Source organism: Flavobacterium magnum, from assembly GCF_003055625.1.
Lineage (GTDB): Bacteria > Bacteroidota > Bacteroidia > Flavobacteriales > Flavobacteriaceae > Flavobacterium > Flavobacterium magnum.
Genome location: NZ_CP028811.1, coordinates 883,542 through 906,187, shown reverse-complemented (window position 1 = coordinate 906,187; position 22,646 = coordinate 883,542). Strand labels below are relative to the sequence as shown.

The following is a 22,646-nucleotide window of genomic DNA, read 5'->3' as shown; positions in this document are numbered from 1 at the left end:
ATTGAAAAACTTAAGAACTGTCTACTGGTATTTTCTGATGCTTTTCCTAAACTTTTCAGCGTTCGGTCAAATCCGGGGCGTCGTAAAAGACAGTATTTCGGGGCAACCGGTACCTTATGTAAACATCTGGATCGAAAACGGAAACATCGGGGCGACTTCGGAAGAAGACGGCAGTTTTGCGATTACCGCGACACGCGCCGATAAACTTGTTTTTTCTGCGGTGGGATACAAATCAAAAAAGGTTGCAGCCGCGAACATTGCAATGGTTAAAATGCAGGAATTGGTGCAGCAACTCGATGAGGTCCGCATTTCGGTTAAAACCCCCGAAGCCACCAGGACAATTGAGATTGGCGGATCGAAACAAATAGCCCATACTTATATATCCGGTGCGACACCGTGGATCTATGCCAAATTTTTTCCTTCAGACAGTTTGTACTCAGATACACCATTTATCAAAAATGCTATTGTATTTACAAAAAGCAATATCAGGAACGCCACATTCAAATTGAGGATATTTTCAGTGAACGATGAAGGATTTCCGGGGAATGACATGATTGATGAGGATATCATCGTCACTGTAAAAAAAGGCTCAGAGAAAAACACAATCGATCTTACGAAATTCCACCTCACTATGCCGGATAATGGAATTTTCATCGGCTATGAATGGATGATAATAGAAAAGAATAAATATGTTATGAAGTATAAGACGCTCGAGGGCAAAATGGAACAATTTGACACCTACGCTCCGGTTATCGTCTGCAATCCGGTCGACGCAGCAAACACATTCCATTTCATAGGAGGCAAATGGTATAAAAGGCAGTCTTCTAAATCCCGAACTAACGATGACGGAAAAATCACGGAACCCGCGATAAATCTTACACTAACCAACTAAAAAATAAAAACCCTACATTTGCGGGTTAGAAAATAACATTTAATGAGTGAAGTGAAACACATTTCGCGCTCCAGGGCGCAAGAATCGTCAGCAGCTATTGAACGATTGTACATTACCATCAGGCACCTTTTTAACCGCGGCTTCTATAAGCCCATGGGCGTTTCGGGCGAGACGCTGCGGGAGGCCCTGTTAGACCTCAGGCCTGAGATTTACGGCTCCATTGCCGAAGAAAAAGTAGAACTGAGCGGCCTTTTGTATGTGATTGAAAGGCTACCGGTTGGGATCGAGGAGTGCCGTTTTATTAATCTGATATCAGATGAAGGCTATTCAAAATCCCATTTCAAAGCCATCGTCCCGCCAAAAAGGAAAAGAAACTGCTACCGCATCGATGAGGAGCAGATGAATGTTGAGATTACGCGTGGGCGCTCTGATATTTATGACATCCTGACCCACCTGACGTTCATTTTCATCGAATCCCACAAAATCAAGAACCGCATCCTGCTCGATGAAAGCGGCGAAGTATCGCGCGATTGGCAGAAACTCGAACAGACGGTGCTGCAAACCAAAAAGCTCACTCAGATTGAGAAGGAAAAGGCGATTTCGCATACGGCTAACATATTGGGGCGTTCGTTTGCGGAAATCCTTGCCATCTACGACGGTTTCGGCACGGCAGACAAACCCGACCGTTTCCTGCATACGATTTACTGGCTCGGGAAAGGCGCCCTGGAAGAAGTCCTGGAAAGCAGCAAGCGTACAATCACGTTCAGCCCGATTCTGCGCGAAAGGCTTGGACACCACATCCATGGTGAGATCTGGGCGACCAACATCAAACAGACATTGAAGGAAAACAACCTGCTCGACAGGCCGATACACATCATCAGCGCCAACATGCACAGCGTGATGAACTCTATTTTTGCGCCGTATGTCCACCGGCTGAAATACAAGGACAAACCTGATTTTCACGTTTATGAGGAACTCAGTAAGCCCGGCGCGCACGAGGTGCGTGATAAGGTCGAGGAGTTTGCCAAACTGCACGGGATGATTTCGCTTCCGGATACTTCGGGGACCAACATCGACGTACAGGTTTTCGACACAGCGAAAATTGACTGGAAAAAATCCGCTTTTGAAAAAGCCAAACCCAACGGCGAACCCGTGATTATCGTCATGGATTATGCCTTCGGGGAGCAGGCCTACGAAACGATTGACGAGTTGCTGAAGCCGTTCCAGGAATCGAAGCACGAAAAGCATTTCCTGAATGTAGAATCGGTTTCGATCATGGGTAAAGCGGGCATCCTCGAAGGCGGCAAGGGCGACATCATGATCCCATCGGCACACATCAACGAGGGTACAGGTGACAATTATCCGTTTGAGAATGAACTCACTGCCGAGATGCTCGAAGGCAACGGCATACCGGTGTTTGCCGGTCCGATGGTGACCGTGCTCGGAACTTCACTGCAGAACAAGGATTTGCTGAAGTTTTTTCACGAATCTACCTGGGGTGTCATCGGACTCGAGATGGAAGGCGCCTATTACCAGAAAGCCATACAATCAGCATCAAAAATCAGGAAAAGCATCAATCCGGATGTGAAAGTCAGGTATGCGTATTATGCTTCGGATAACCCGCTGGAAACCGGAAGCACACTGGCTTCAGGCGGATTGGGTACGACGGGGGTAAAGCCGACCTACCTGATCACCATAAAGATATTGGAACAAATTTTTAACGTAAAATAAGACAAGCGAAATGAGTAATACCCCAAAAAAGGTTTCTGATGATCAGGAGATAGATCTGGCTCAGATTTCCAAAAAGATTAACAGCGGTTTTAAAAGTGTTGGTACCGGGATCTTTAAATCGATCCGGTTCTTTATAAAAAATGCGATCATTATCGTGATATTATTTGCAATAGGTGTTGGATTGGGAATATTCATGGATAGCAATCAAAAGAAATACAATCACGAAATCATCGTCCTGCCTAACTTCGGAAGCTCAGATTACCTGTATTCTAAAATTGAACTCATCAATTCCAAGATCAGCGAGGGTGATACGGCTTATCTGAAGTCTATGGGATTAAAGTTTCCTAAGAACATATCGAAGTTAAAAATAGAACCTATTGTTGACCCGTACAACTTTGTCAGGGACCGCGAAGAAAACATGGAACTTTTGCGCCTCATGGCCGAAAACGGAAGCATTGACAAGGTGTTGAAAGACAAGATTACAAGCAAGAACTACTCCTTTCACCTGATAACCTTCTCTACAAAAGGTAAGGCAACGGACGCCAATACCATTCAGCCGCTGCTTGCAGCCCTCAACGATAATGAGTATTTGAAGATTATCCAAAGAGAGGCGGTCGAGAATGTGAAGCAAAAGATGCAATATAACGAGCAGACCATCAACCAGATCAATGCGTTACTGGACAATTTTTCCAATACTGACGGGAAAGGCACAAAAAACAGCAACCTCATTTATTATAGCGAGGATACGCAAATCGATGAGGTGCTGAAATCAAAATACAATCTTGTCACTGAACAGGGCAACAGGAGAATCGAGCTGATCAACTATCAAAAAGTGATTAAGGATATCAGTGTCGTATCTAATATCGAAACGCCTTCTTCGGAAACCTATATTTTTCCGCTGCTCCTGATCATACTTTTCATTTGTGGAAAATTATTTATCAGCTTTTACAGAAAACAATCCTTAAAATTCAGGGAGAATACCGCAAACTAAGTCATATGAAAGGAATCATTCTCGCAGGCGGCTCCGGGACGCGTTTGCACCCACTGACACTCGCTGTAAGCAAGCAGCTGATGCCGATTTACGACAAACCGATGATTTATTATCCGCTTTCCACACTGCTGTGGTCAGGGATCAGGGAAATATTGATTATTTCCACGCCGCATGACCTGCCGCTGTTCAGGCAGCTGCTCGGTGACGGCTCGAGGCTCGGTTGCCGGTTTGAGTACGCCGTTCAGGAGCACCCTAATGGCCTTGCGGAAGCGTTTATTATCGGCAGGGACTTTATCGGAAATGATAAAGTAGCATTGATCCTGGGCGACAATATTTTTTATGGTACCGGTTTGTCTGACCTTTTGCAGGCCAATAATGATCCGGACGGCGGCATAATTTATGCCTACCATGTCCACGATCCGGAACGTTACGGTGTGGTGGATTTTGATGCCAATGGAAAAGTACTGTCGATTGAGGAAAAGCCTGCTGCGCCAAAATCAAATTATGCTGTTCCGGGCATTTATTTTTATGACAATGCGGTGGTCGACATCGCCCGCAATATTAAACCGAGCCATCGCGGCGAAATTGAAATCACCGATGTCAACAAAGAGTACCTCAGACAAGGCAGGCTTAAGGTCAGCATCCTGGATCGCGGCACAGCCTGGTTTGATACCGGGACATTCAACTCACTGATGCAGGCCTCGCAATTTGTGCAGGTGATCGAGGAGCGGCAGGGTCTGAAAATCGGGTCGATAGAAGAGGCGGCTTACCAAATGGGATTCATTGATGCGGAGCAACTCCGGGAAATCGCGCAGCCATTGCTGAAGAGCGGTTATGGAAAACATTTATTAGATATTATTTAACCGATGAATTTCATTAAAACGGAACTTGAAGGCTGTTTTATCATTGAGCCAAAACTGATTTACGACGGCAGGGGGTATTTTATGGAAAGTTTTAATGAAAAGCTTTTCAATGACAAGACCGGATCCGATACGCATTTTGTTCAGGACAACCAATCCTATTCCACCCGGGGCGTACTGCGCGGGTTGCATTACCAAACCGGTGACCACGCTCAGGCAAAACTTGTGCGTGTCCTGCACGGGGAAGTATTGGATGTGGCAGTAGACATCCGTCCCGGTTCCCCGACGTTCGGCAGGCATGTCGATGTAATCCTTTCAGGGGAAAATCAACGCCAGTTCTTTGTACCGCGCGGTTTTGCCCACGGATTTCTGGTGCTCAGCGATACGGCGACTTTTTTTTACAAATGCGATAATTTCTACAATAAGGAATCAGAAGGCGGCATCATGTATAATGACCCGGACATCGGCATCAACTGGCAATTCGACGCTGAAACACTGATCATTTCAGAAAAAGACCAGTTCCTCCCGAACCTTGCCAACGCCAGAGAAATATGGTAGTCTTAGTCACCGGAGCCAACGGCCAGCTGGGCCAGTCGTTACAGTCCGTTTCCGGCAATTATCCCGGAATGGATTTCCTGTTTTATGGCTCTCAACAGCTTGACATTTCCGACAAAGCGGCTGTAAACGAGGCTTTTGCGAGAACCAGGCCGGACTATTGTATCAACGCGGCAGCTTATACCGCTGTGGACAAGGCAGAAACTGAATCCGCCAAAGCCCGGCAGATCAATGTCGAAGGCGCTGAAAATATTGCGCAGGCGGCAAAAGAACACGGTACGGTCGTACTCCATATTTCCACGGATTTTGTCTTTGACGGGAACCAAACCGTCCCGTATACCGAGCTTGACACGCCAAACCCCACGGGTGTTTACGGCCAGACCAAGCTTGACGGCGAGAAGGCCATCAGCAACATACTCGATAAGTGTTTCATCGTGCGGACATCCTGGGTGTATTCTCAATTCGGCCATAACTTTATGAAAACGATGCTTCGGCTGGCAACAGAGCGCGACACACTCAGCGTCGTGGATGACCAGATCGGGACACCCACCAACGCCGTTGATTTGGCAGAAGCGCTATTGGACATGATCCAATTCTGTGCCGGGAACCCGAATTCTGTCTCCTACGGAATTTACAATTTCAGTAATGAAGGGCAATGCAGCTGGTTTGATTTTGCAAAGAAAATATTTGAAATCAATAAAATTAAAATAGATTTACAGCCGATTCAGAGTATTGCTTACCCAACCCCGGCTTCGCGCCCGGCTTTCAGCGTACTGGACAAAAGCAAAATCAAAGCGGTTTTTGGAATTCAAATCAACAACTGGGAAACGAGTTTAAAGAAATAATTGTGAACAATAATCCTAAAATATCGATTGTAAGCCCGATTTATAAAGCGGAACATTTTTTAGACAGACTCGTTGATGAAATTGAAAAAGCGATGCTCGTCCTTGATGTTGAGTATGAAATAATTCTTGTTGACGACAGGAGTAAGGACAGGTCCTGGGAAATTATGAAAGCCCTGTCGTCAAGGAAATCCAGTATAAAAAGTATACGATTGAGTCGTAATTTTGGACAGCATCCCGCAATTATGGCCGGATTAAGTCATGCAAATGGTGAATGGATTATCGTAATGGATTGCGATTTACAGGATCAGCCAAAAGAAATCGTAAAACTGTATCATAAAGCCCAGGAAGGTTTTGAAATCGTGCAGGCCAGAAGAAAAAACCGCGAAGACGGTTTTTTAAAAAAACTATCCTCAAAGATTTTCTCGAAAGTTTACGGCTATTTTACGGATACTAAATACGATAATGAAATAGCAAATTATGGGATTTACAAAAAACAGGTCATTAAATCATTGCTGGAAGTGTCAGATTACATCAAGTTTTTTCCGTTGTTTATAGCGTTTGTAGGGTACAGATCCACTTCAATAACTGTTGAACATGCGCCGAGAGCGTCAGGAACGACAAGTTATACTTTTTCAAAATTAATGAGTTTGGCTTTTAACACGATAATTTCCTTTTCAAACAAGCCTTTAAAACTTTTTGTGAAATTCGGGATGGTTATTTCGTTGTTATCATTCTGCGTAGGAATGTATTACATTTATCAGGCAGTGCACAATGAAATTGAGGTACTCGGATTCACTTCGATAATTGTATCAATTTGGTTCCTGTCCGGAATTATCATTACCACAATAGGGGTAGTCGGGATTTATATCGGAAAAATATTTGATCAGACCAAAGGCAGGCCAGTTTACATTATCGACGAAATAGTATGATACAGAGACTGGATTGGGATAGTGACTTCTTCGGGTTCAGGATTGGCGAAGTTTTTTATCAGGAAGACCTAGATGAAACGCCTGACTACGATTTATTATATGTGAAAGGCAGCAATGAGTTTAATGCCCGGATAACAGGATTCGAGGAAGGTTTTTCAGAATTAAAATTGGTTTTTTCAAAAGATATTCCAGTCAGGAATCGCGAGGCACGCCCTGTTTTCCCAATAGATCAAATAGTTTACGATATAGATGAAATATACAATCTGGCCTACGAAAGCGGTAAATTCAGCCGCTTTTATTTAGATAAACATTTTAATTCGGGAAAGTTTGGCGAATTGTATAGGAAATGGGTAGACAATTCCATTTCTAAAGCGATAGCAGACGATGTGCTGGTTTATGTTGAGGAAAATGAAATTTCAGGCTTTGTGACGTATAAAACCGCTGGCGATTCAGCAACAATCGGACTGATTGCAGTCAGCCCCAACCATCAGGGCAAAGGCATAGGCGGGAAGCTATTGCAATCTGTTGAGGACAGGCTGGCGGAACAAAACATAAAAAAACTTCGTATCCCGACACAGCAGGAAAATCAGCCGGCATGCCATTTTTACACGAAACAGGGATACGAGATTTGCGAAAGAACATTTATCAAACACTACTGGGCAGTAAAGAATGAGTAATAGAAACATGGGGTTTTTTAGTAAGAAACACGGAATTTTTGAGTTGATTATTCTGGTATTTTTAATTTCCATTTTTAATCATCTGACGTATGTTGTTGCGACCGACATCCAGTTGCATGCACAATTTATAAAAAGCTACGCAGACGGGCAGATTCCGTTTCAGGTAAACTTTATGTATTATTTTACGGTTTACGCGTTGAGTTTTTATTCCAGTGATCTGATCCTGATACTATTCGTATCCATTTACGTGTTGGCAGCACTGACATACTTTAAATATTATGTCGTCAAAAAAATTGTCTACTCGGAAATTGAGGGGTCTGCTAAAAATCCAGTTGTCGTATCGTCGCTCGCGGCCTTTTCGTTACTGGTATGCTTCAGCCTGCCATCAATCCTGTTCCTTGATAACATTTATTATCTTGCGAACTTCCCGGCGAATATCTGGCACAATTCTACGATAATATTTGCGATGCCGTTTGTTGTAATGCTGTTTTGGGTTTCATTGAAGCAAATTTCAGAGTACAAACACACCCGAACACTTGCCATCATCTTCCTGATTGCCCTAAATATCGTAATTAAACCAAGTTTCATTTTTGTGTACGTAATTGCCTTTCCGTTGATTAACTTGCTGAGGTTTAAGTTCGGAAGACATTTTTGGCTGAACCTCATTCCAGTTGTGGCAGCTTTCATTTTTGTAATCCTGCAGTATTATTATGTGTTTATTTCTGCTGAAACGATCACAACCCAATCTTCTGTAAAAATCCATTTCTTTAATGTTTTAGCCCATTGGACGGGATCAACACATTGGTATCAGATTTTATTTATCGTATTAAGTACGGTGATCTCGAGTTATTTGTTTCCTTTAGTTTTTTTAACGCGCAACAGGGGTCTTTTGAAGCAGGATATGGTTTTGTTCGCGGTTTTTTGCGCAGTGATTGGTTTGTTGATCTTTTATGCATTAAGCGAAACAGGTGCGCGGGAATTCGACGGCAATTTCATATGGCAAACCTTCATGTGCAGTTTCTTACTGTTTTTCGTGTGTATCGTTCAGTTGCTTAAATCCATTTTCGACAATCCATTGGGCTGGAAAGCATATAAGATTGAGATAATCGCTTTTTCACTCCATTTGATATCCGGGATTTATTATTTTTATCGCTTGATATCCTTAGACACCTATAATTAAAATGCTACCATTTAACAAACCTTACTTTACCGGAAACGAAACGAAATATATAGAAAGCGCCGTAAGTTCCGGCAAAATCTCGGGCAACGGAGACTACACCAAAAAATGCCAATCCTTTTTTGAACAGAATTTTGGCATCAAAAAATGCTTGCTGACCACATCCTGCACCGACGCGCTTGAAATGGCGGCAATATTAATCGATATTAAACCGGGGGATGAAGTGATTATGCCGAGCTATACTTTTGTGTCGACTGCAAATGCTTTCGTCCTGAGAGGTGCCACAATCGTTTTTGCCGACAGCCGGAAAGACCATCCGAATATTGACGAGAATGCAATAGAGGGATTAATAACTTCAAAGACCAAGGCGATAGTCCCTGTCCATTATGCCGGTGTTGCTTGTGAAATGGATACCATCATGGATATTGCAAAGAGACACAATCTCTACGTGATTGAAGATGCGGCCCAGGCTATTGATAGTTATTATACCGGAAAGGATAATGTGAAAAGGGCTCTTGGATCTATTGGGCATCTCGCCGCATTTTCATTTCATGAGACGAAAAACATCATTTCAGGAGAAGGTGGACTTCTCGCAATAAATGACGAAAAATTCATAAACAGGGCTGAAATCATTTGGGAGAAAGGAACAAACAGGTCGTCTTTCTTCAGGGGCGAGGTAGACAAATACGGTTGGGTCGATATCGGAAGCTCTTTTCTGCCTTCAGAAATCATCGCTGCATTTTTATGGGCGCAACTGGAAAATTTAGAGCAAATCCAGATGGTTAGGAAAAATCACTGGGAAAGTTACTTTGATAAACTGGCTACATGGGCTCGGGAGAATCGGATCGAATTGCCACAACTTCCGGATTATGCCAGCAACAATGCGCATATGTTCTACCTGATATGTGACAGTCTGGAACAAAGGACAAAATTGTTGGATTATTTGAAACAGCATGACATCCTTGCCGTTTTTCATTACATCAGCCTTCACGAAAGCCCGTTTTACGACAAATTGCATAAAGGCGGGGTGCTACCCGAAACAGACAGGTTTACAGACACACTGGTGCGATTGCCGCTGTTTTATGAATTAAACCCGAACGTAGTGATTGATGTGCTTCTGAAAGCGGCTTTCTAAATCCGGATTATTCAAAATAAAGTGGAGATCCTTTTTCATTTCCCAATTTCACAACGACGATATTGTTGAACATCCTAACTGATTCCTGGTTCGGCCAGACGGGCATCTTAGCGATAGAGTCCTTAACGGTGTTCAGTTGTTCTTTGGTGTCCAGCATTCGATACTCAGCAACGTCAGCTTCCCTGAAGAAATTTGTGATCCGGTAGTTGTTTCCGTTGTCCCAAACGAAAATCGAACCGCTGAAGATCTCGGAGTTTTTCAGTTGGAACTTCTGGTAACTGTCAAATGGGAAGTGGCCATAAAAATAGACGTATTTTTCTGAAGCTGAAAAGGAAGGGTATTTCGTTTGAATGGTAAAATCGATCTTTTCCGCAATCCTCCTGTCGTAACTGTATATTTTGTGCACAGCATTAAACAGCTTTGTGACAAAGAAGAAATTTGTGAACATTATCATAACCACGGCCAATTTGACGAAATTCTTGGCACTTAGGTTAAAATGGTCAGTGACGAACACTATAATAAATGCGAAAACAAGGTTAGAGGTCAGATATAAACGTGGAGGATGATACCCGTTTGTTATTATCGAAGACATCAGGAACGGAAGCATTAAAATAATCAGCAATGTTACGAAGCGCACAACCAGTTGTTTTTTTGCAATAAAAAAGTAAACAAAAAGAACTAAACCGCACAACGTCGCTAAAATAAATAAGGTCTCTCCATAATAAAATCCGCCTACAAGGTTTTTTGACCAGATGGAACAAAAATTCAGGAAGCGGTTATCTGTGGAACCTTCCGAAACGAAAGAAGTAAGATAGCCTCCCTGTTGGACAGGACAAATGATTTTAACCGAAATGTAGTATAATACCAACGCAGATACCAGGATACCGCCGAAAACCAATGTTTTCCGTATTTCCGATTTCAGGTCAAAAGATTGCTGAAAAGTATTCTGGAAAAATAGGATTGTGTATATCGCTGTGGGCACCAGGATGAATGCCTGATACATAGACAAAGTGAATACGAGAAGCAGTGCCGCTGATAAAAAATACGGGAATTTCTTTGCAGGTGTGGGTACCGCCAGGCCTTTCAGAAATAATTCGACCACAAAAACCGAAAACAGGATACCGAGCGCAGCAATATCTGCCATCATGCCAAAAACAACCTGATATGATATTTGTGGGAACGTAACAAACAGGCCACAGAAAAATAAAGCGGAATAACCCTGGAATTTGAATAAGTTCGACAGGCGGATAGCACAAAAACTAAAAAGAAAAAGGCTTAGTACAAGTGAAAAGTATTGCAAGTGTCCTTTAAAAATATGATAGACGATGAGGTTTTGACCCCATCTTCCCAAATCAAGCCCGTAATCCGGCAAAATCGGTATTTCATTGTCAATACTTACGGTGAAATTCGTAAGTGCAAAACCATATGTGAGCAAGGCCATTGCAAATGAAAAAACAAATAACTTGTATGGGCTGTCAGCACTGGTTTTAATGGAGTTTAACATAAAAAATATTACTAAGGAAAGGGGTTAATTATATTTGTGTATTAGGAAAAAAATCATTTAGTTTGCAAAATAAAGCAAATAAATTGTAACTCTCTAATCCAAAACTATATGAAATCCGGATTTTACTGTGTAATATCTTTTTTTATTTTAACATTAGTAGGCTGCAAAGACAAACCAGACAGCCAGACTGGTAATGAAACACCGGAAGCCCAGGTAAATACTTTCAAAGTGGTACTTAACGCCATCGTTAAAAAGAATGATGATTTTTGTGTACTTTATACAGAAAACGGGTCATTAGAATTCAATGATGGGAGCTGGAAAGGCGTTACAGGAATGGAGAATGAGCAGGCCATAGAAATAGCCTTACCTCCTAATGTATACCCGACGCAGTTGAGACTCGATTTAGGAAAAGGCCAGGAACAGGACGATATTGTGCTTAAATCGGTTAAATTTGAATATGCAGGCAAAACCAGGGAATTAAAGGGTGCGGAATTGGGACTATTCTTCAGGCCGGATCCATCAAAATGCACATTTGATTCTTCAACCGGCTTAATAAAAGCGTTAGTGAAAGACGGAAAAAAACAAACGCCTTCGTTATATCCTAATGAGTCGATAATGGCTGCAGAGCTTCCTAAGTTAGCGATGTAAATTTTAACATCTTGTACAAAAGCCATAGATTCCTATGGCTTTTGTTTTTTATACTATCGATAATGCGCGGCTAAACATAATGATAAAAGAAAAATTACTTTCCGTCCTGTATAAAAAAAAGACAAAAGACTTTTTGGTATATGGAATCGGACAGGTCGTAAACATTCTGACACCATTATTGATCACGCCATACCTGCTGCACATTTGCGGATTTGAGAAGCTCGGCATCATAGCGATGGGACAGGCGTTTGCCTACATCCTTATCGTCGTGGTAGATTACAGCTCCTATATCGTAGGTGTCCGGGAGACCTCGATTAACCGGGGCAACCACGCCATACTTCAGCACCTGTTTAAAACCACTTATGCAGCCAAATTTCTTTTGCTGTTCCTGGTGTGCCTGGTTACGGTACTGCTCACTTTATTCGTTCCCTATTTCCGTGAGAACATGACCGTTTTTTATCTGAGCGTAAGTATCATTGTAGGACAGGTCATCAATCCCACGTGGTTTTTACAGGGGCTGGAGAATTTTTTGTGGATTACAATTATCAACATCATCTCGAAAGTAATCAATGTCATCGGCGTTATTCTGTTTGTCACGTCGGACACCGACTACATATATGCTAACCTTTGGCTTGGAGGCAGCGCCATGGCAGCCAATTTAATGGGATTTTTGTGGCTCGTAAGAAAATACAACATTTCTTTCAGGAATATCTCCAAGGATGCAATTGCAGATTTGTTAAAGAAAGATTTTTCGTTCTGCGTTTCCCAGCTATTTTTTTCAATACGAAATTACTCGTCAGTGATGATTATCGGGTTTTTCGCCGGAAATTATGTGGCCGGGCAATTCAAGGTAATCGAGCAGATCATTAACCTGTTCCGGACGTATCTGCAGATGTTCTTCAAATTCTCCTACAGCTACATCTGTTTCGAAATTGACAGGAACTTAACCCGGGGGATCCAATTGTGGAAAAAGTTTAATGGCCTCAACACCATTTTCCTGATCAGCCTGCTCGCTGCTGTATTCGTATGTGCTGATTTCGTATTGCGATTTTTCAAAGTAGAAAATGCTTTGCTCCCGGAATTCATCACCTACCTGCACGTGGCCCTGTTTGTCCCTTTGCTTATAGGGATTACCCTGCCGATGGAGCAGCTGCTTTTCAGCCTTAACAAGAATAGGTATTATATCCGGATTACGATTCTCTCAACATGCCTGAACGCTTTGGGTATAGCACTTTCGATGACATTCTTTGGATTGCGCGAAGCGTTTTTCGTCCTGATCATTACAGAACTTTCGCTGACATGTATTTATTTATTGATATTAAAGCCTTATTTTGCGGCATCTAACAGCACGCGTTAATAATTATTTAAAATTGTAATGAATTTCCTAAGGCTACTTTACAAGAAAATTTACCAGAAGTTAAATTATGATGTCCAAAAGGCCCTGTTGCTCAACGGAAAGATCTTATCAAACCAAAATAACGGGAAGCAGCAAATTAAATCCTTGGATGAAGTGGAGTTTCAGGTGTTTTCGCAAAGGGGTGAGGATGGGATCATACAATACATCATCAACAAGATTGAGATACCCTATCCGATATTCGTAGAGTTCGGCGTGGAAACCTACACAGAGTCCAACACAAGATTTTTGCTGTTTAACAACAACTGGTCCGGGCTTGTGATCGACGGTTCTGCCAAAAATGTCGACTTCATCAGGAAAGACCTTGTGTATTGGAAATATGATCTTGTTGCCCTGAATAGTTTTATAACCAGGGAAAATATAAACAACCTGATCAGCAGCTACACCAAAGTACGCGACATCGGGTTGTTAAGTGTTGACATCGACGGTAATGATTACTGGATATGGGAATGTATTGACTGCATTAATCCGCGGATAGTGATTTGCGAATACAATTCGGCATTCGGGGGCAAAAAGAAAGTTACGGTTCCCTACAAAGCGGATTTTGTGAGGAGCAGAGAACACCATTCAGAACTCTATTTCGGCGCGTCGCTCGCAGCATTCTGTGATTTGGCGGAAAAAAAAGGCTACGACTTCATCGGAACCACACGGGCGGGAGTTAACGCTTATTTTGTGCGGAAGGATCTTTCGGCACCATTTTTAAAATACGATGCGCAAACCGGTTTCAATGAGTCAGCCAACAGGGATTCAAAAAACGAAAAAGGCGAATTACTTTTTCTAAGGCATCATGAAAGGCTGGACGTGATCAGGGAACTTCCGGTATTCGACATTGAAAAACAGCAACTCACCAAAATCAGCGACATCAACTGGTCATAAAATAAAGACGCCGGCAAAGCAATGATATCCATCCGTAAAAGCACATTCCATAAATCGCTACTGATCGCGTCCGTACTGGTGCTGTTATTGACGAGCTATGAAATGACATTCCTCGTGTGGTCATTGTCAGCATTTGTCTCATTAAGGAACCGTTATTCAGTTCAGATATCCAAACTGATCCTGATATTTTCCACAATTATGCTGATTGCGCTGTTCAGCTCCTTTTTTCAGGATTTCAGGAGTTATAATTTTTTCAGGGATGTTGCCTATCTGCTTAAACCGATCCTTGGCCTTTTGGTCGGATATAATTTTTGTAAGAGCGTCGGTAAGCCCGCGATTAAAACGATTATCCATTCAGGCGTCGCCCTTGCGGTAATACATATCGCGACCATAGCATTCTATTATGTGGTATTCGGGATAAGGAGCATGAACGAGTTGAGGCAGTACGGCGGCTATTTCGATGACTACGAAATATACGTCCTGGTACTTTTGATGTTTTACAAGCGCTTCGACATCGGCTTAAAACGGACTACGGTATATTTATTCATAGCGATTATTTCATTCTCTTCGTTTTTGTATCTCGCGCGAACAAACATTATTCAGGTCCTGATATTGGTGCTGGCCATGAAAGGCCATCTACGGATGACAAAGCGGAGCCTCAGCATATTGGGAGCATTTATCATCATTTCGACGCTTTCTTACACCGCAATTTATTATTCCTACCCCCAGCGGAATGCGCGGGGTCTAGAGGCTTTTTTCTACAAGATAAAAATTGCGCCGATTGAAGCATTTAAAACACATATCAACGAAGACGACTGGAAGGAATTTAACGATAATTACCGTTCTTTCGAAAACATCATTACCGTAAAACAGGTGACCGGAAACGGTTGGTTTACGATCATATTCGGTGAGGGGATGGGATCTACGATTGACATCGGCAGGGAAATGTGGACGAATGATGGGGAGTACATCCGGTACGTCCCGGCACTGCACAATTCGTACATGACTATTTTCCTGAAATCAGGGATTTTGGGCGTGTTGCTATTGATTTACAGTATTTACGTTGTCTTTAAGCAGCCGAGGTCGGACAGCGAAATCATCCGTAACATCAACTATTTGCTGGTAGGAAGCGCTGTTTTCCTGATTCTGTCGAATTGGGTATTCATGGGTTTTTACCTGAAGCTGGATAACAAATCCATTTTTATTGGTTTCTTACTCTGCTATAAAGAGCTCCTGTTAAAGGAACAAAAACAGTATGAAAACGAATAATAAGCTCCGCATTTTTGTCGATTGCCACGTGTTTGACAAAGGATTTCAGGGCACAAGGACATACATACAGGGATTGTACCTTGAACTGGTAAAAGACAGTTCAAGGCATTTCTTTTTAGCCGCTTCAGACACGGAGGGTTTACAGCGTATTTTCGGACAAGCGGACAACATTACCTACCTGAAATATAAATCGTCAGGAGCGTTATCAAGACTTGGCTATGAAATCCCAAGGATGATACGCAAAAATCAAATCGATTTCGCACACTTCCAGTACAGGGTCCCGCCGATAAAGCTCTGCCGATACATCGTGACGATACATGATGTGCTTTTTGAGGATTTTCCTGAAGATTTCCCAAAACTCAACCGCGTACAGAGTTTCCTTACTTACAAAGCCAGCGCGCAAATATCGGATATTGTCCTGACCGTTTCGCCATACTCGAAAAAACAGATACAGCGCCACCTGAAAGTAAAAAAGGTATGGGTGACACCCAATGCCGTTGAAGACGTTTTTTTCGAATCCTATGACAAAGCCCAGGCAATCGCACGGGTTTCAAAAAAATTCGCCATAGCCCCACGTTACATCATTTATGTGAGCCGATGGGAGCCCAGGAAAAATCATCACCTGTTACTGGAACAATTCGTTAACCTGGGGCTGTATCGTGATTTTGATTTGGTGTTTATTGGAGATACCACCTTTAACAATGGGAAATATGATGAACTCTTTGACAGCCTTGACGCCGATATCAGAAAGAAGATTTTCAGATTTCAAAAAGTGGATTTTCAGGACATGCTGCTCCTTTTAAGGGGTGCTTCCGTCGCAACGTATCCGTCCCGGGCTGAAGGATTCGGAATCCCCCCGCTGGAGTCCGTCGCCGCGAGGGTACCCACAATCACATCAAACCTTACGGCGATGTCCGATTTTGATTTTTTGGACGGTGTTTCCTTTAATCCTGATAATCGGAAAGATTTTGGCGAAAAACTTCTCTACGTGACACGTGACAATCTTGATTACGGCTTTGATGCGAAGATTGCGGCCCTGAAACAGAAATACAACTGGCCGCTGGCCGCTGCGATTTACAATCAGGCGCTTACTGATTTTTTGCAGTAGCGCTTCCGAAGAACCTGTTTTTTGTCTTTACGAGCAAATTATAGTTTTTGGCAAATTGCTTTTTCCAGAATGAGGCATCTTCTTTTGGAAACCAGTCTGTAGTCCTTGGTGTTTCGATCAGCATTTCATGTACCTGATACGCATAGGTCGCAATTGAGGTACGGTACCTTCCTTCCGGGAAGTTCGTCATGTCATATCCGTGAAGGGTATACGGGGCACACTGCTGGATTATCATCCTGTTGAACGGCACATCGAGTGCTGCCTCATCATTTGTCCTTAAATCCTTAATCTTAAGCTGACCTTTATATTCGGGCTTCCAGTCTTTGTTGAGGTACAAAAGCAGGTTCAATTCCCGATACCAGTTTTTATTCAGCGGGTGGTAATTGAAATCAAGGTGCATGTCCAGGAAACTGTTCTTCTTGCCCTGGTGCAGTCCGCCTCCGAAATTCTTTGGGTCGACAAATGTTTTTTTAGCCGTAATGAAAGCAAGAATCTTATTGAACCTTTCTGAAGACAGGTCATTGTACAATTCAAGGAACTCAGGACAGATCTCCTTGTAATTAGACTTTTCGAATTTATTATTCGCAAATGCGTAATCGCGGCTCTTGTTATTGAGTTCAGGTACATTGCTGTAAGCCTTCAACAGTTTTTCCTCATCACAGAAATTGTCAATCAGCAAATGAGGAAACGGTTGCGCGGATAAATACTGGATGCGTAGTGTTTCCAGGTTTTTTTCCAGAAAGTCAAAATTAATCATACGGATGAGGCATTACAGTTCGGACAAAAATAACAAAATAAAGAAATTAATCACACAGAATCATCCCGGTAAAAGCGGGAATGTTTGTTAAAGTTATAACCGCTAAAAAGAAGTTGATAAAATTGTTTTTCATTCAATGAAATAATTCTCATGTGAACCCCGCCGTCGCTGCAGTGTTTGTCGCCACCGAGGAGTCATCATAACCCCCGCCACAAAGTAGCCGTATGATTTGCGCAGGGACTTTTTCAGCCCGCAAATCCTGTCATGATGGTATCCCCGTCTAAAATTGCGTCTGTAATTCGGTTGATTTTCCTTAACATTACGGCTCGTAAGGGGGTTCCGCACTAGTCATTTTTGAGATGGTGCAGCCGTTGAACGCTTTTGAAGAACGTTAAAAACACTTGTTATGCTAAGTGAATCGCTCCATCAATACGGGAGTCAGGATACGGACTGCTAAAATTTGCAAACATAGCTGTGTTTTTGTTTGTGCCCGATTACAAAAAAAAACCTATTTTTGGCAACCGAAAAAGAAATGTACTGATGAAGATAGCGATACTCGGAACCCGCGGCATTCCCAACTATTATGGTGGTTTTGAGCAGTTCGCCGAATTTTTCTCAGTGTACCTTGCTGAAAAGGGGCACGAAGTCTACGTTTACAATTCCCACAACCATCCGTTCCAGGAACCGGTTTTCCACAACGTCAACATTATCCATAAAAATGATCCGGAACACAAGCTGGGCACGTTCGGGCAATTTATCTATGATTACAACTGTATCATGGATTCCCGTAAACGCGGTTTCGACATCATCCTGCAATTGGGCTACACCAGCAATTCAATCTGGTTCTTCCTGCTTCCGAAAAAGCCCGTCATCATCACGAATATGGACGGAATCGAATGGAAGCGTTCGAAATATTCGCGCCCGGTGCAGCAATTCCTCAAATTTGCCGAGCGGCTCGCCGCCTTGAGCAGTGATTTCCTGGTAGCCGATTCGCTGGGGATAAAAGATTTCCTCAAGAAACGTTACGGCAAAGAATCGACCTACATTGCCTACGGCGCGCATCCGTTTTACAATCCGGATGAGTCGCTGCTGGAGCAATACCAGGTCCGGGCCGGTCACTATAACATGATCATGGCACGTTTTGAACCCGAAAACAACCTGGACATGGTACTGGACGGCGTCGTGCTCAGTGGTGACAAAACCCCGATCCTGGTCGTAGGCAAGCATGAGACCCGCTACGGAAAATACCTTAAGGACAAATTCCGCGGGCATCCGCACCTCAGGTTCATGGGCGGTATTTACCACCTTGAACACCTAAATAATCTCAGATTTTTTTCCAATATTTACTTCCATGGGCATTCCGTCGGCGGCACCAATCCCTCGCTGCTTGAAGCGATGGCTTCGGGGGCATTCATCGCGGCGCACGACAACAGCTTCAACCGCGGCGTGCTCGGCGACAATGCAGCGTACTTTTCGGATCCGGCGCAGGTGAAAAATATCCTTCAGTCAATCAAAAAAAATGATAACTTGCATCTGGTTCAGCAAAACTTCGAATCCATCGTAAATGACTTCAACTGGGAAAAAATCAATGGCAAATACCTCCAATTATTCCACGAATGCCTTTCAGGAACTAAAAAACGAGACTAAGCGCAACCCGCCTTTTTTATTTTTCATCCTTGCGGTGCTTTCCATCCCGATGCCTTATGCGGTAAACGGGATTGCCGTCGGCCTGTTTGCTTTGGTGACCGTCATCAGTTGCAAAAAATCGAACATCCGCATTGAAAGATCCTTGGTTTTCCCGATTTTGCTGTACCTGCTTATGGCGCTCTCGCTGGTCTGGAGCCATGACAGGGAAGCGACGACCCGGGCAATATCCAAAGTACTGCCTTTGCTGGTTTTGCCGGTCTGCTTTATCATCGGGCCGAAATATTCGCTCAACCAGAAACGGAAAATCATGATGTTCTACAGTTACGGCATTTTGCTGTACTGCATTTTTTACCTGCTAAAAGCATTGGTGACATATTTCCGGACGCAGGATTTCTCTGTCTTTTTCTATCACAACCTTGTTACCGAAGATGTCAATGCCATCCACGTTTCGATATACGCCGCGCTGGCATTCTTTTGGTTTTTTACCAAGAACACCAAGCGCCTGGCCGACAAACTGGCGATGTTCCTGATGGCGACGTTTATCGTGTTGCTGTCGTCCAAAAACGTCATTTTCGTACTCGTGCTGCTCATTATCTTTTATGAGATTTTCTATTATAAGGCCACCCAGAACATAAAGTGGATCACGCTCGGGCTATTGGTCCTGCTTTCTGCCACCATGCTGTTTTCCGGCAAGATCCGCGACCGCTTCCTTGTCGAGTTCAGGTCGAACCAGCAGGAAGGAACGCTCAACACCGATTTCGGACCACAGGGACAGGTGTACAACGTAAGCATCAAACAGGCATGGGAAAAAGAGCATTTTCAGCAGAATGAGTACTTTCCGGGAGCGGCGTTCAGGGTGTACCAGTTCAGGATTTTTACAGAAATGCTTGCTGAGGACCCGATTTTTTTCACGGGCTACGGCCTCAACGCTACTGATTTCAGGATTGAGCAAAAAGGGCTCGAACATACCATTTTTTCAGGAAATGCGGAAAACGAGGGTTACCAGAAAAAAAACTTCCACAACCAGTATGTGCAGCTATTTGCGGAAACCGGCGTTTTTGGCTTCCTGCTGCTGTTGGTCATTGTTTTCCTGAATTTAAAAAACGCCTTTAAAACCAAAGATTTTGTGCATATTTCTTTCGCAATTCTAATGATAAGTTTATTTTTGACCGAATCATTTCTGGCGAGGCAACGTGGGGTGGTGTTTTTTGCAGCGATCTATTGCCTTTTCAATTCGGGGATTGCTATGAAATTCCGGGATAAAGAATAAAAAACACTATGAAAAGAATACTAATAACCGGCGCGGCAGGTTTTTTAGGATCGCATCTGTGCGACCGTTTTATCTCAGAAGGATATTACGTCATCGGGATGGACAACCTGATTACCGGCGACCTTAAGAATATCCAGCATTTATTCAGCCACAAGGATTTCGAGTTTTACCACCACGATATTACCAAATTCGTGCACATTCCCGGACCGCTCGACTACATCCTGCATTTTGCCTCTCCGGCCAGTCCGATTGATTACTTGAAAATCCCGATACAGACACTTAAAGTCGGCTCTCTGGGCACCCATAACCTGCTAGGATTGGCACGGGTAAAAAAATCAAGGATCCTGATTGCCTCCACATCTGAAGTTTATGGCGATCCGCTGGTGCACCCGCAAACAGAAGATTATTATGGCAACGTCAATACCATCGGGCCACGGGGCGTTTATGACGAGGCTAAGCGGTTTCAGGAATCCATCACGATGGCCTACCACACATTTCATAACGTAGAAACGCGGATTGTGAGGATTTTCAACACCTATGGCCCCCGGATGCGCCTCAACGACGGGCGTGTGATTCCGGCATTTATCGGTCAGGCGTTGCGCGGTGAGGACCTTACGATCTTCGGTGACGGTATGCAGACGCGTTCCTTCTGTTATGTCGACGACCAGGTGGAAGGCATTTTCAGGCTGCTGCAATCTGATTATGCGCTGCCGGTCAATATTGGCAACCCCGACGAAATTACGATTAAGGATTTTGCTGAAGAAATCATCAGGCTCACGGGTACCAAACAAAAAGTAGTATACCATCCGCTGCCCGTAAATGATCCGCTACAGCGTCAGCCAGATATTTCCAGGGCCAAAGCCATCCTCGGATGGGAGCCTAAAGTAGACCGTGCAGCAGGCATGAAAATAACCTACGACTATTTCAAATCGTTGTCTTCCGAAGAACTGCTTAAGGAAGAGCACAAAGATTTTACGGGATTTATACATTAAAATGACCGCAGCCCATACAGGTAGATATTCGAAATACATCCGTCCCATCAGTGTCGCCATCGACCTCCTGGTGATTAATGTATTGTGCCTGTTCTTCTTCAGGGAACTCAACCTGAATACGCTGTATTACATCGCTTACCAGACCCTTGGGTGGTTTATTATCGCCTATTTCGTGAAGTTCTATGAGATCTATCGCTTTACCACCCCGGTCGAAATCCTGTCAAGGCTCTTCAAGCAGGGTGTAATTTTCACATTGATTGTCATCGCTTTTTTTCCGTTTGCCAAAAAGGCGCTTTTCAGCGGAAACGCGATCGCAGTGTTCATGATCTGGAGTTTTTCCCTGATTACGATCTTCAAATTCCTGTTGTTCTATTACCTCAAGAAATACAGGATTGTCACCGGGAGCAATTTCCGAAGCGCGGTCATCGTCGGATATACTCCGGAAGCCATACGGCTCAAGGAATTGTTTGAGGTCAGGAACGACTACGGCTACCGTTTTATGGGTTATTTTTCCGATAAGAAAAGCAATCAGAACATCACCGGGAAAATCGACAGCCTCAAGGCATTTGTCGTGGCGAACCACATCGACGAAATCTACTGTTCGCTGAATGAGATGAGCAATGAGCAGGTCAGGGATCTGGTTGATTTTGCTGACGAGAATAACAAAACCATCAAGTTCATTCCCGATTCGAAGGAAATTTTCTCTAAGAATCTTAAGATTGATTATTATGAGATGTTTCCCGTATTGTCGTTAAAGAAAACCATCCTGCACGACCCGGCCACCAAAGTCTTTAAAAGGTGTTTCGATATGGTCTTTTCTATGGTCGTGATTGTGGGCCTGCTTTCCTGGCTTGTCCCGATTCTGGCAATCCTGATCAAGATGGAATCGCGTGGCCCGGTGTTCTTTAAGCAGGGCCGGCCCGGAATTGACGAAAAGGAATTTTTCTGCTATAAATTCCGCTCGATGAAAGTCAATAAGACCACCGAACGCGAAGCATCCAAAAATGACCCGCGCGTCACCCGGATCGGGAAATTCATGCGGAAAACCAGTATCGATGAAATGCCGCAGTTCCTCAATGTATTGCTCGGCGACATGTCGGTGGTAGGCCCACGGCCGCACCTTTGGTCACAAAACAAGGCATATGGCAGCAAGATCAAGAAATACATGATGCGCCATTACGTAAAACCCGGGATTACCGGGCTCGCGCAGGTTCGCGGTTTCCGTGGCGAAATCGAAACCGATGATGACATGATCAACAGGATCAAATTTGATGTGTTTTACATCGAGAACTGGTCGCTGCTGCTCGATCTGAAAATTATCGTGCAAACCGTCGTAAACATCTTCAAAGGCGAAGAAAAAGCCTATTAA

21 protein-coding genes are annotated in these 22,646 nt (G+C 43.5%); 19 read left to right on the top strand and 2 right to left on the bottom strand.

The window, feature by feature from the left end; genetic code table 11:
- Nucleotide 1: 1 nt before the first annotated feature.
- Genes HYN48_RS03715 through rffA form a run of 10 tightly spaced genes read left to right on the top strand, consistent with a single transcriptional unit; the run spans nt 2 to nt 9,792 of the window.
- A complete protein-coding gene (locus HYN48_RS03715; protein WP_146171713.1) occupies nt 2-892 on the top strand; it encodes a carboxypeptidase-like regulatory domain-containing protein in 891 nt (296 codons plus the stop codon).
- Nucleotides 893-934: 42 nt separating this feature from the next.
- A complete protein-coding gene (locus HYN48_RS03710) occupies nt 935-2,623 on the top strand; it encodes a DUF6909 family protein (RefSeq protein WP_108369850.1) in 1,689 nt (562 codons plus the stop codon).
- A gap of 10 nt (nt 2,624-2,633) precedes the next feature.
- Nucleotides 2,634-3,614, top strand: coding sequence for a hypothetical protein (locus tag HYN48_RS03705; protein ID WP_108369849.1), 981 nt, complete (start codon nt 2,634-2,636; stop codon nt 3,612-3,614).
- Between the two features lie 5 nt (nt 3,615-3,619).
- Nucleotides 3,620-4,477, top strand: coding sequence for a glucose-1-phosphate thymidylyltransferase RfbA (rfbA, locus tag HYN48_RS03700; RefSeq protein ID WP_108369848.1), 858 nt, complete (start codon nt 3,620-3,622; stop codon nt 4,475-4,477).
- A 3-nt stretch (nt 4,478-4,480) separates the two neighbouring features.
- Nucleotides 4,481-5,032, top strand: a complete 552-nt coding sequence (gene rfbC, locus HYN48_RS03695) for a dTDP-4-dehydrorhamnose 3,5-epimerase (RefSeq protein ID WP_108369847.1) — start codon at nt 4,481-4,483, stop codon at nt 5,030-5,032.
- The gene (rfbD, locus tag HYN48_RS03690) at nt 5,026-5,874 is read left to right on the top strand and encodes a dTDP-4-dehydrorhamnose reductase (RefSeq protein WP_108369846.1); all 849 of its coding nucleotides are present in this window, start codon (nt 5,026-5,028) and stop codon (nt 5,872-5,874) included. Before rfbC ends, rfbD begins: the two co-directional genes overlap by 7 nt.
- Nucleotides 5,875-5,876: 2 nt before the next feature.
- Nucleotides 5,877-6,803 (top strand): glycosyltransferase family 2 protein, encoded by a 927-nt coding sequence (locus HYN48_RS03685; protein ID WP_245945979.1) that lies wholly within the window; start codon nt 5,877-5,879, stop codon nt 6,801-6,803.
- The gene (locus HYN48_RS03680) at nt 6,800-7,480 is read left to right on the top strand and encodes a GNAT family N-acetyltransferase (RefSeq protein WP_108369844.1); all 681 of its coding nucleotides are present in this window, start codon (nt 6,800-6,802) and stop codon (nt 7,478-7,480) included. Before HYN48_RS03685 ends, HYN48_RS03680 begins: the two co-directional genes overlap by 4 nt.
- Complete coding sequence (locus HYN48_RS03675; RefSeq protein ID WP_108369843.1) at nt 7,473-8,660, top strand: hypothetical protein; 1,188 nt, start codon at nt 7,473-7,475, stop codon at nt 8,658-8,660. Before HYN48_RS03680 ends, HYN48_RS03675 begins: the two co-directional genes overlap by 8 nt.
- A gap of 1 nt (nt 8,661) precedes the next feature.
- On the top strand, nt 8,662-9,792 hold the full coding sequence (rffA, locus tag HYN48_RS03670; protein WP_108369842.1) for a dTDP-4-amino-4,6-dideoxygalactose transaminase: 1,131 nt from the start codon (nt 8,662-8,664) through the stop codon (nt 9,790-9,792).
- 7 nt (nt 9,793-9,799) lie between these two features.
- Here the strand turns inward: rffA and HYN48_RS03665 are convergent, their stop codons facing one another.
- Nucleotides 9,800-11,233: a glucosyltransferase domain-containing protein gene (locus tag HYN48_RS03665; protein WP_245946017.1), complete on the bottom strand. Its 1,434-nt coding sequence runs from the start codon at nt 11,231-11,233 to the stop codon at nt 9,800-9,802.
- Nucleotides 11,234-11,404: 171 nt separating this feature from the next.
- Between HYN48_RS03665 and HYN48_RS03660 the strand changes: the two genes are divergently transcribed.
- From HYN48_RS03660 to HYN48_RS03640, 5 genes are all read left to right on the top strand, one after another.
- Nucleotides 11,405-11,944, top strand: coding sequence for a hypothetical protein (locus HYN48_RS03660; RefSeq protein WP_108369840.1), 540 nt, complete (start codon nt 11,405-11,407; stop codon nt 11,942-11,944).
- A gap of 79 nt (nt 11,945-12,023) precedes the next feature.
- Nucleotides 12,024-13,301, top strand: a complete 1,278-nt coding sequence (locus HYN48_RS03655; protein WP_181248519.1) for a lipopolysaccharide biosynthesis protein — start codon at nt 12,024-12,026, stop codon at nt 13,299-13,301.
- 18 nt (nt 13,302-13,319) lie between these two features.
- Nucleotides 13,320-14,234, top strand: a complete 915-nt coding sequence (locus tag HYN48_RS03650; RefSeq protein ID WP_108369838.1) for a hypothetical protein — start codon at nt 13,320-13,322, stop codon at nt 14,232-14,234.
- A 21-nt stretch (nt 14,235-14,255) separates the two neighbouring features.
- Nucleotides 14,256-15,503 carry a hypothetical protein gene (locus HYN48_RS03645; protein ID WP_146171712.1) on the top strand — a complete coding sequence of 416 codons (1,248 nt, stop codon included), beginning with the start codon at nt 14,256-14,258 and terminating at the stop codon, nt 15,501-15,503.
- Nucleotides 15,490-16,611, top strand: a complete 1,122-nt coding sequence (locus HYN48_RS03640; protein ID WP_108369836.1) for a glycosyltransferase family 4 protein — start codon at nt 15,490-15,492, stop codon at nt 16,609-16,611. Before HYN48_RS03645 ends, HYN48_RS03640 begins: the two co-directional genes overlap by 14 nt.
- Here the strand turns inward: HYN48_RS03640 and HYN48_RS03635 are convergent.
- Complete coding sequence (locus HYN48_RS03635) at nt 16,592-17,368, bottom strand: 2OG-Fe(II) oxygenase (protein ID WP_108369835.1); 777 nt, start codon at nt 17,366-17,368, stop codon at nt 16,592-16,594. The two genes, HYN48_RS03640 and HYN48_RS03635, sit on opposite strands and share 20 nt — an antisense overlap.
- Before the next feature lie 540 nt (nt 17,369-17,908).
- Between HYN48_RS03635 and HYN48_RS03630 the strand changes: the two genes are divergently transcribed.
- The 4 genes from HYN48_RS03630 to HYN48_RS03615 are packed head-to-tail and all read left to right on the top strand — an operon-like array spanning nt 17,909 to nt 22,646.
- Nucleotides 17,909-19,015 carry a DUF1972 domain-containing protein gene (locus tag HYN48_RS03630; RefSeq protein WP_108373340.1) on the top strand — a complete coding sequence of 369 codons (1,107 nt, stop codon included), beginning with the start codon at nt 17,909-17,911 and terminating at the stop codon, nt 19,013-19,015.
- Entirely contained in the window at nt 18,957-20,285 is a 1,329-nt protein-coding gene (locus HYN48_RS03625; RefSeq protein WP_181248518.1) for an O-antigen ligase family protein, read from the top strand. The genes HYN48_RS03630 and HYN48_RS03625 overlap by 59 nt, the downstream gene beginning before the upstream one ends.
- 8 nt (nt 20,286-20,293) lie before the next feature.
- Nucleotides 20,294-21,277: a UDP-glucuronic acid decarboxylase family protein gene (locus HYN48_RS03620; RefSeq protein ID WP_108369833.1), complete on the top strand. Its 984-nt coding sequence runs from the start codon at nt 20,294-20,296 to the stop codon at nt 21,275-21,277.
- 1 nt (nt 21,278) lies between these two features.
- A complete protein-coding gene (locus tag HYN48_RS03615) occupies nt 21,279-22,646 on the top strand; it encodes an undecaprenyl-phosphate glucose phosphotransferase (protein ID WP_108369832.1) in 1,368 nt (455 codons plus the stop codon).

What these genes read in the sequence shown, in the direction of transcription:
- HYN48_RS03710 (WP_108369850.1), top strand. Translation starts at nt 935, where the DNA reads ATGAGTGAAGTGAAACACATTTCGCGCTCCAGGGCGCAAGAATCGTCA.
- HYN48_RS03705 (WP_108369849.1), top strand. Translation starts at nt 2,634, where the DNA reads ATGAGTAATACCCCAAAAAAGGTTTCTGATGATCAGGAGATAGATCTG.
- rfbA (WP_108369848.1), top strand. Translation starts at nt 3,620, where the DNA reads ATGAAAGGAATCATTCTCGCAGGCGGCTCCGGGACGCGTTTGCACCCA.
- rfbC (WP_108369847.1), top strand. Translation starts at nt 4,481, where the DNA reads ATGAATTTCATTAAAACGGAACTTGAAGGCTGTTTTATCATTGAGCCA.
- rfbD (WP_108369846.1), top strand. Translation starts at nt 5,026, where the DNA reads ATGGTAGTCTTAGTCACCGGAGCCAACGGCCAGCTGGGCCAGTCGTTA.
- HYN48_RS03680 (WP_108369844.1), top strand. Translation starts at nt 6,800, where the DNA reads ATGATACAGAGACTGGATTGGGATAGTGACTTCTTCGGGTTCAGGATT.
- HYN48_RS03675 (WP_108369843.1), top strand. Translation starts at nt 7,473, where the DNA reads ATGAGTAATAGAAACATGGGGTTTTTTAGTAAGAAACACGGAATTTTT.
- rffA (WP_108369842.1), top strand. Translation starts at nt 8,662, where the DNA reads ATGCTACCATTTAACAAACCTTACTTTACCGGAAACGAAACGAAATAT.
- HYN48_RS03665 (WP_245946017.1), bottom strand. Translation starts at nt 11,233, where the DNA reads ATGGCCTTGCTCACATATGGTTTTGCACTTACGAATTTCACCGTAAGT.
- HYN48_RS03660 (WP_108369840.1), top strand. Translation starts at nt 11,405, where the DNA reads ATGAAATCCGGATTTTACTGTGTAATATCTTTTTTTATTTTAACATTA.
- HYN48_RS03655 (WP_181248519.1), top strand. Translation starts at nt 12,024, where the DNA reads ATGATAAAAGAAAAATTACTTTCCGTCCTGTATAAAAAAAAGACAAAA.
- HYN48_RS03650 (WP_108369838.1), top strand. Translation starts at nt 13,320, where the DNA reads ATGAATTTCCTAAGGCTACTTTACAAGAAAATTTACCAGAAGTTAAAT.
- HYN48_RS03645 (WP_146171712.1), top strand. Translation starts at nt 14,256, where the DNA reads ATGATATCCATCCGTAAAAGCACATTCCATAAATCGCTACTGATCGCG.
- HYN48_RS03640 (WP_108369836.1), top strand. Translation starts at nt 15,490, where the DNA reads ATGAAAACGAATAATAAGCTCCGCATTTTTGTCGATTGCCACGTGTTT.
- HYN48_RS03635 (WP_108369835.1), bottom strand. Translation starts at nt 17,368, where the DNA reads ATGATTAATTTTGACTTTCTGGAAAAAAACCTGGAAACACTACGCATC.
- HYN48_RS03630 (WP_108373340.1), top strand. Translation starts at nt 17,909, where the DNA reads ATGAAGATAGCGATACTCGGAACCCGCGGCATTCCCAACTATTATGGT.
- HYN48_RS03625 (WP_181248518.1), top strand. Translation starts at nt 18,957, where the DNA reads ATGGCAAATACCTCCAATTATTCCACGAATGCCTTTCAGGAACTAAAA.
- HYN48_RS03620 (WP_108369833.1), top strand. Translation starts at nt 20,294, where the DNA reads ATGAAAAGAATACTAATAACCGGCGCGGCAGGTTTTTTAGGATCGCAT.
- HYN48_RS03615 (WP_108369832.1), top strand. Translation starts at nt 21,279, where the DNA reads ATGACCGCAGCCCATACAGGTAGATATTCGAAATACATCCGTCCCATC.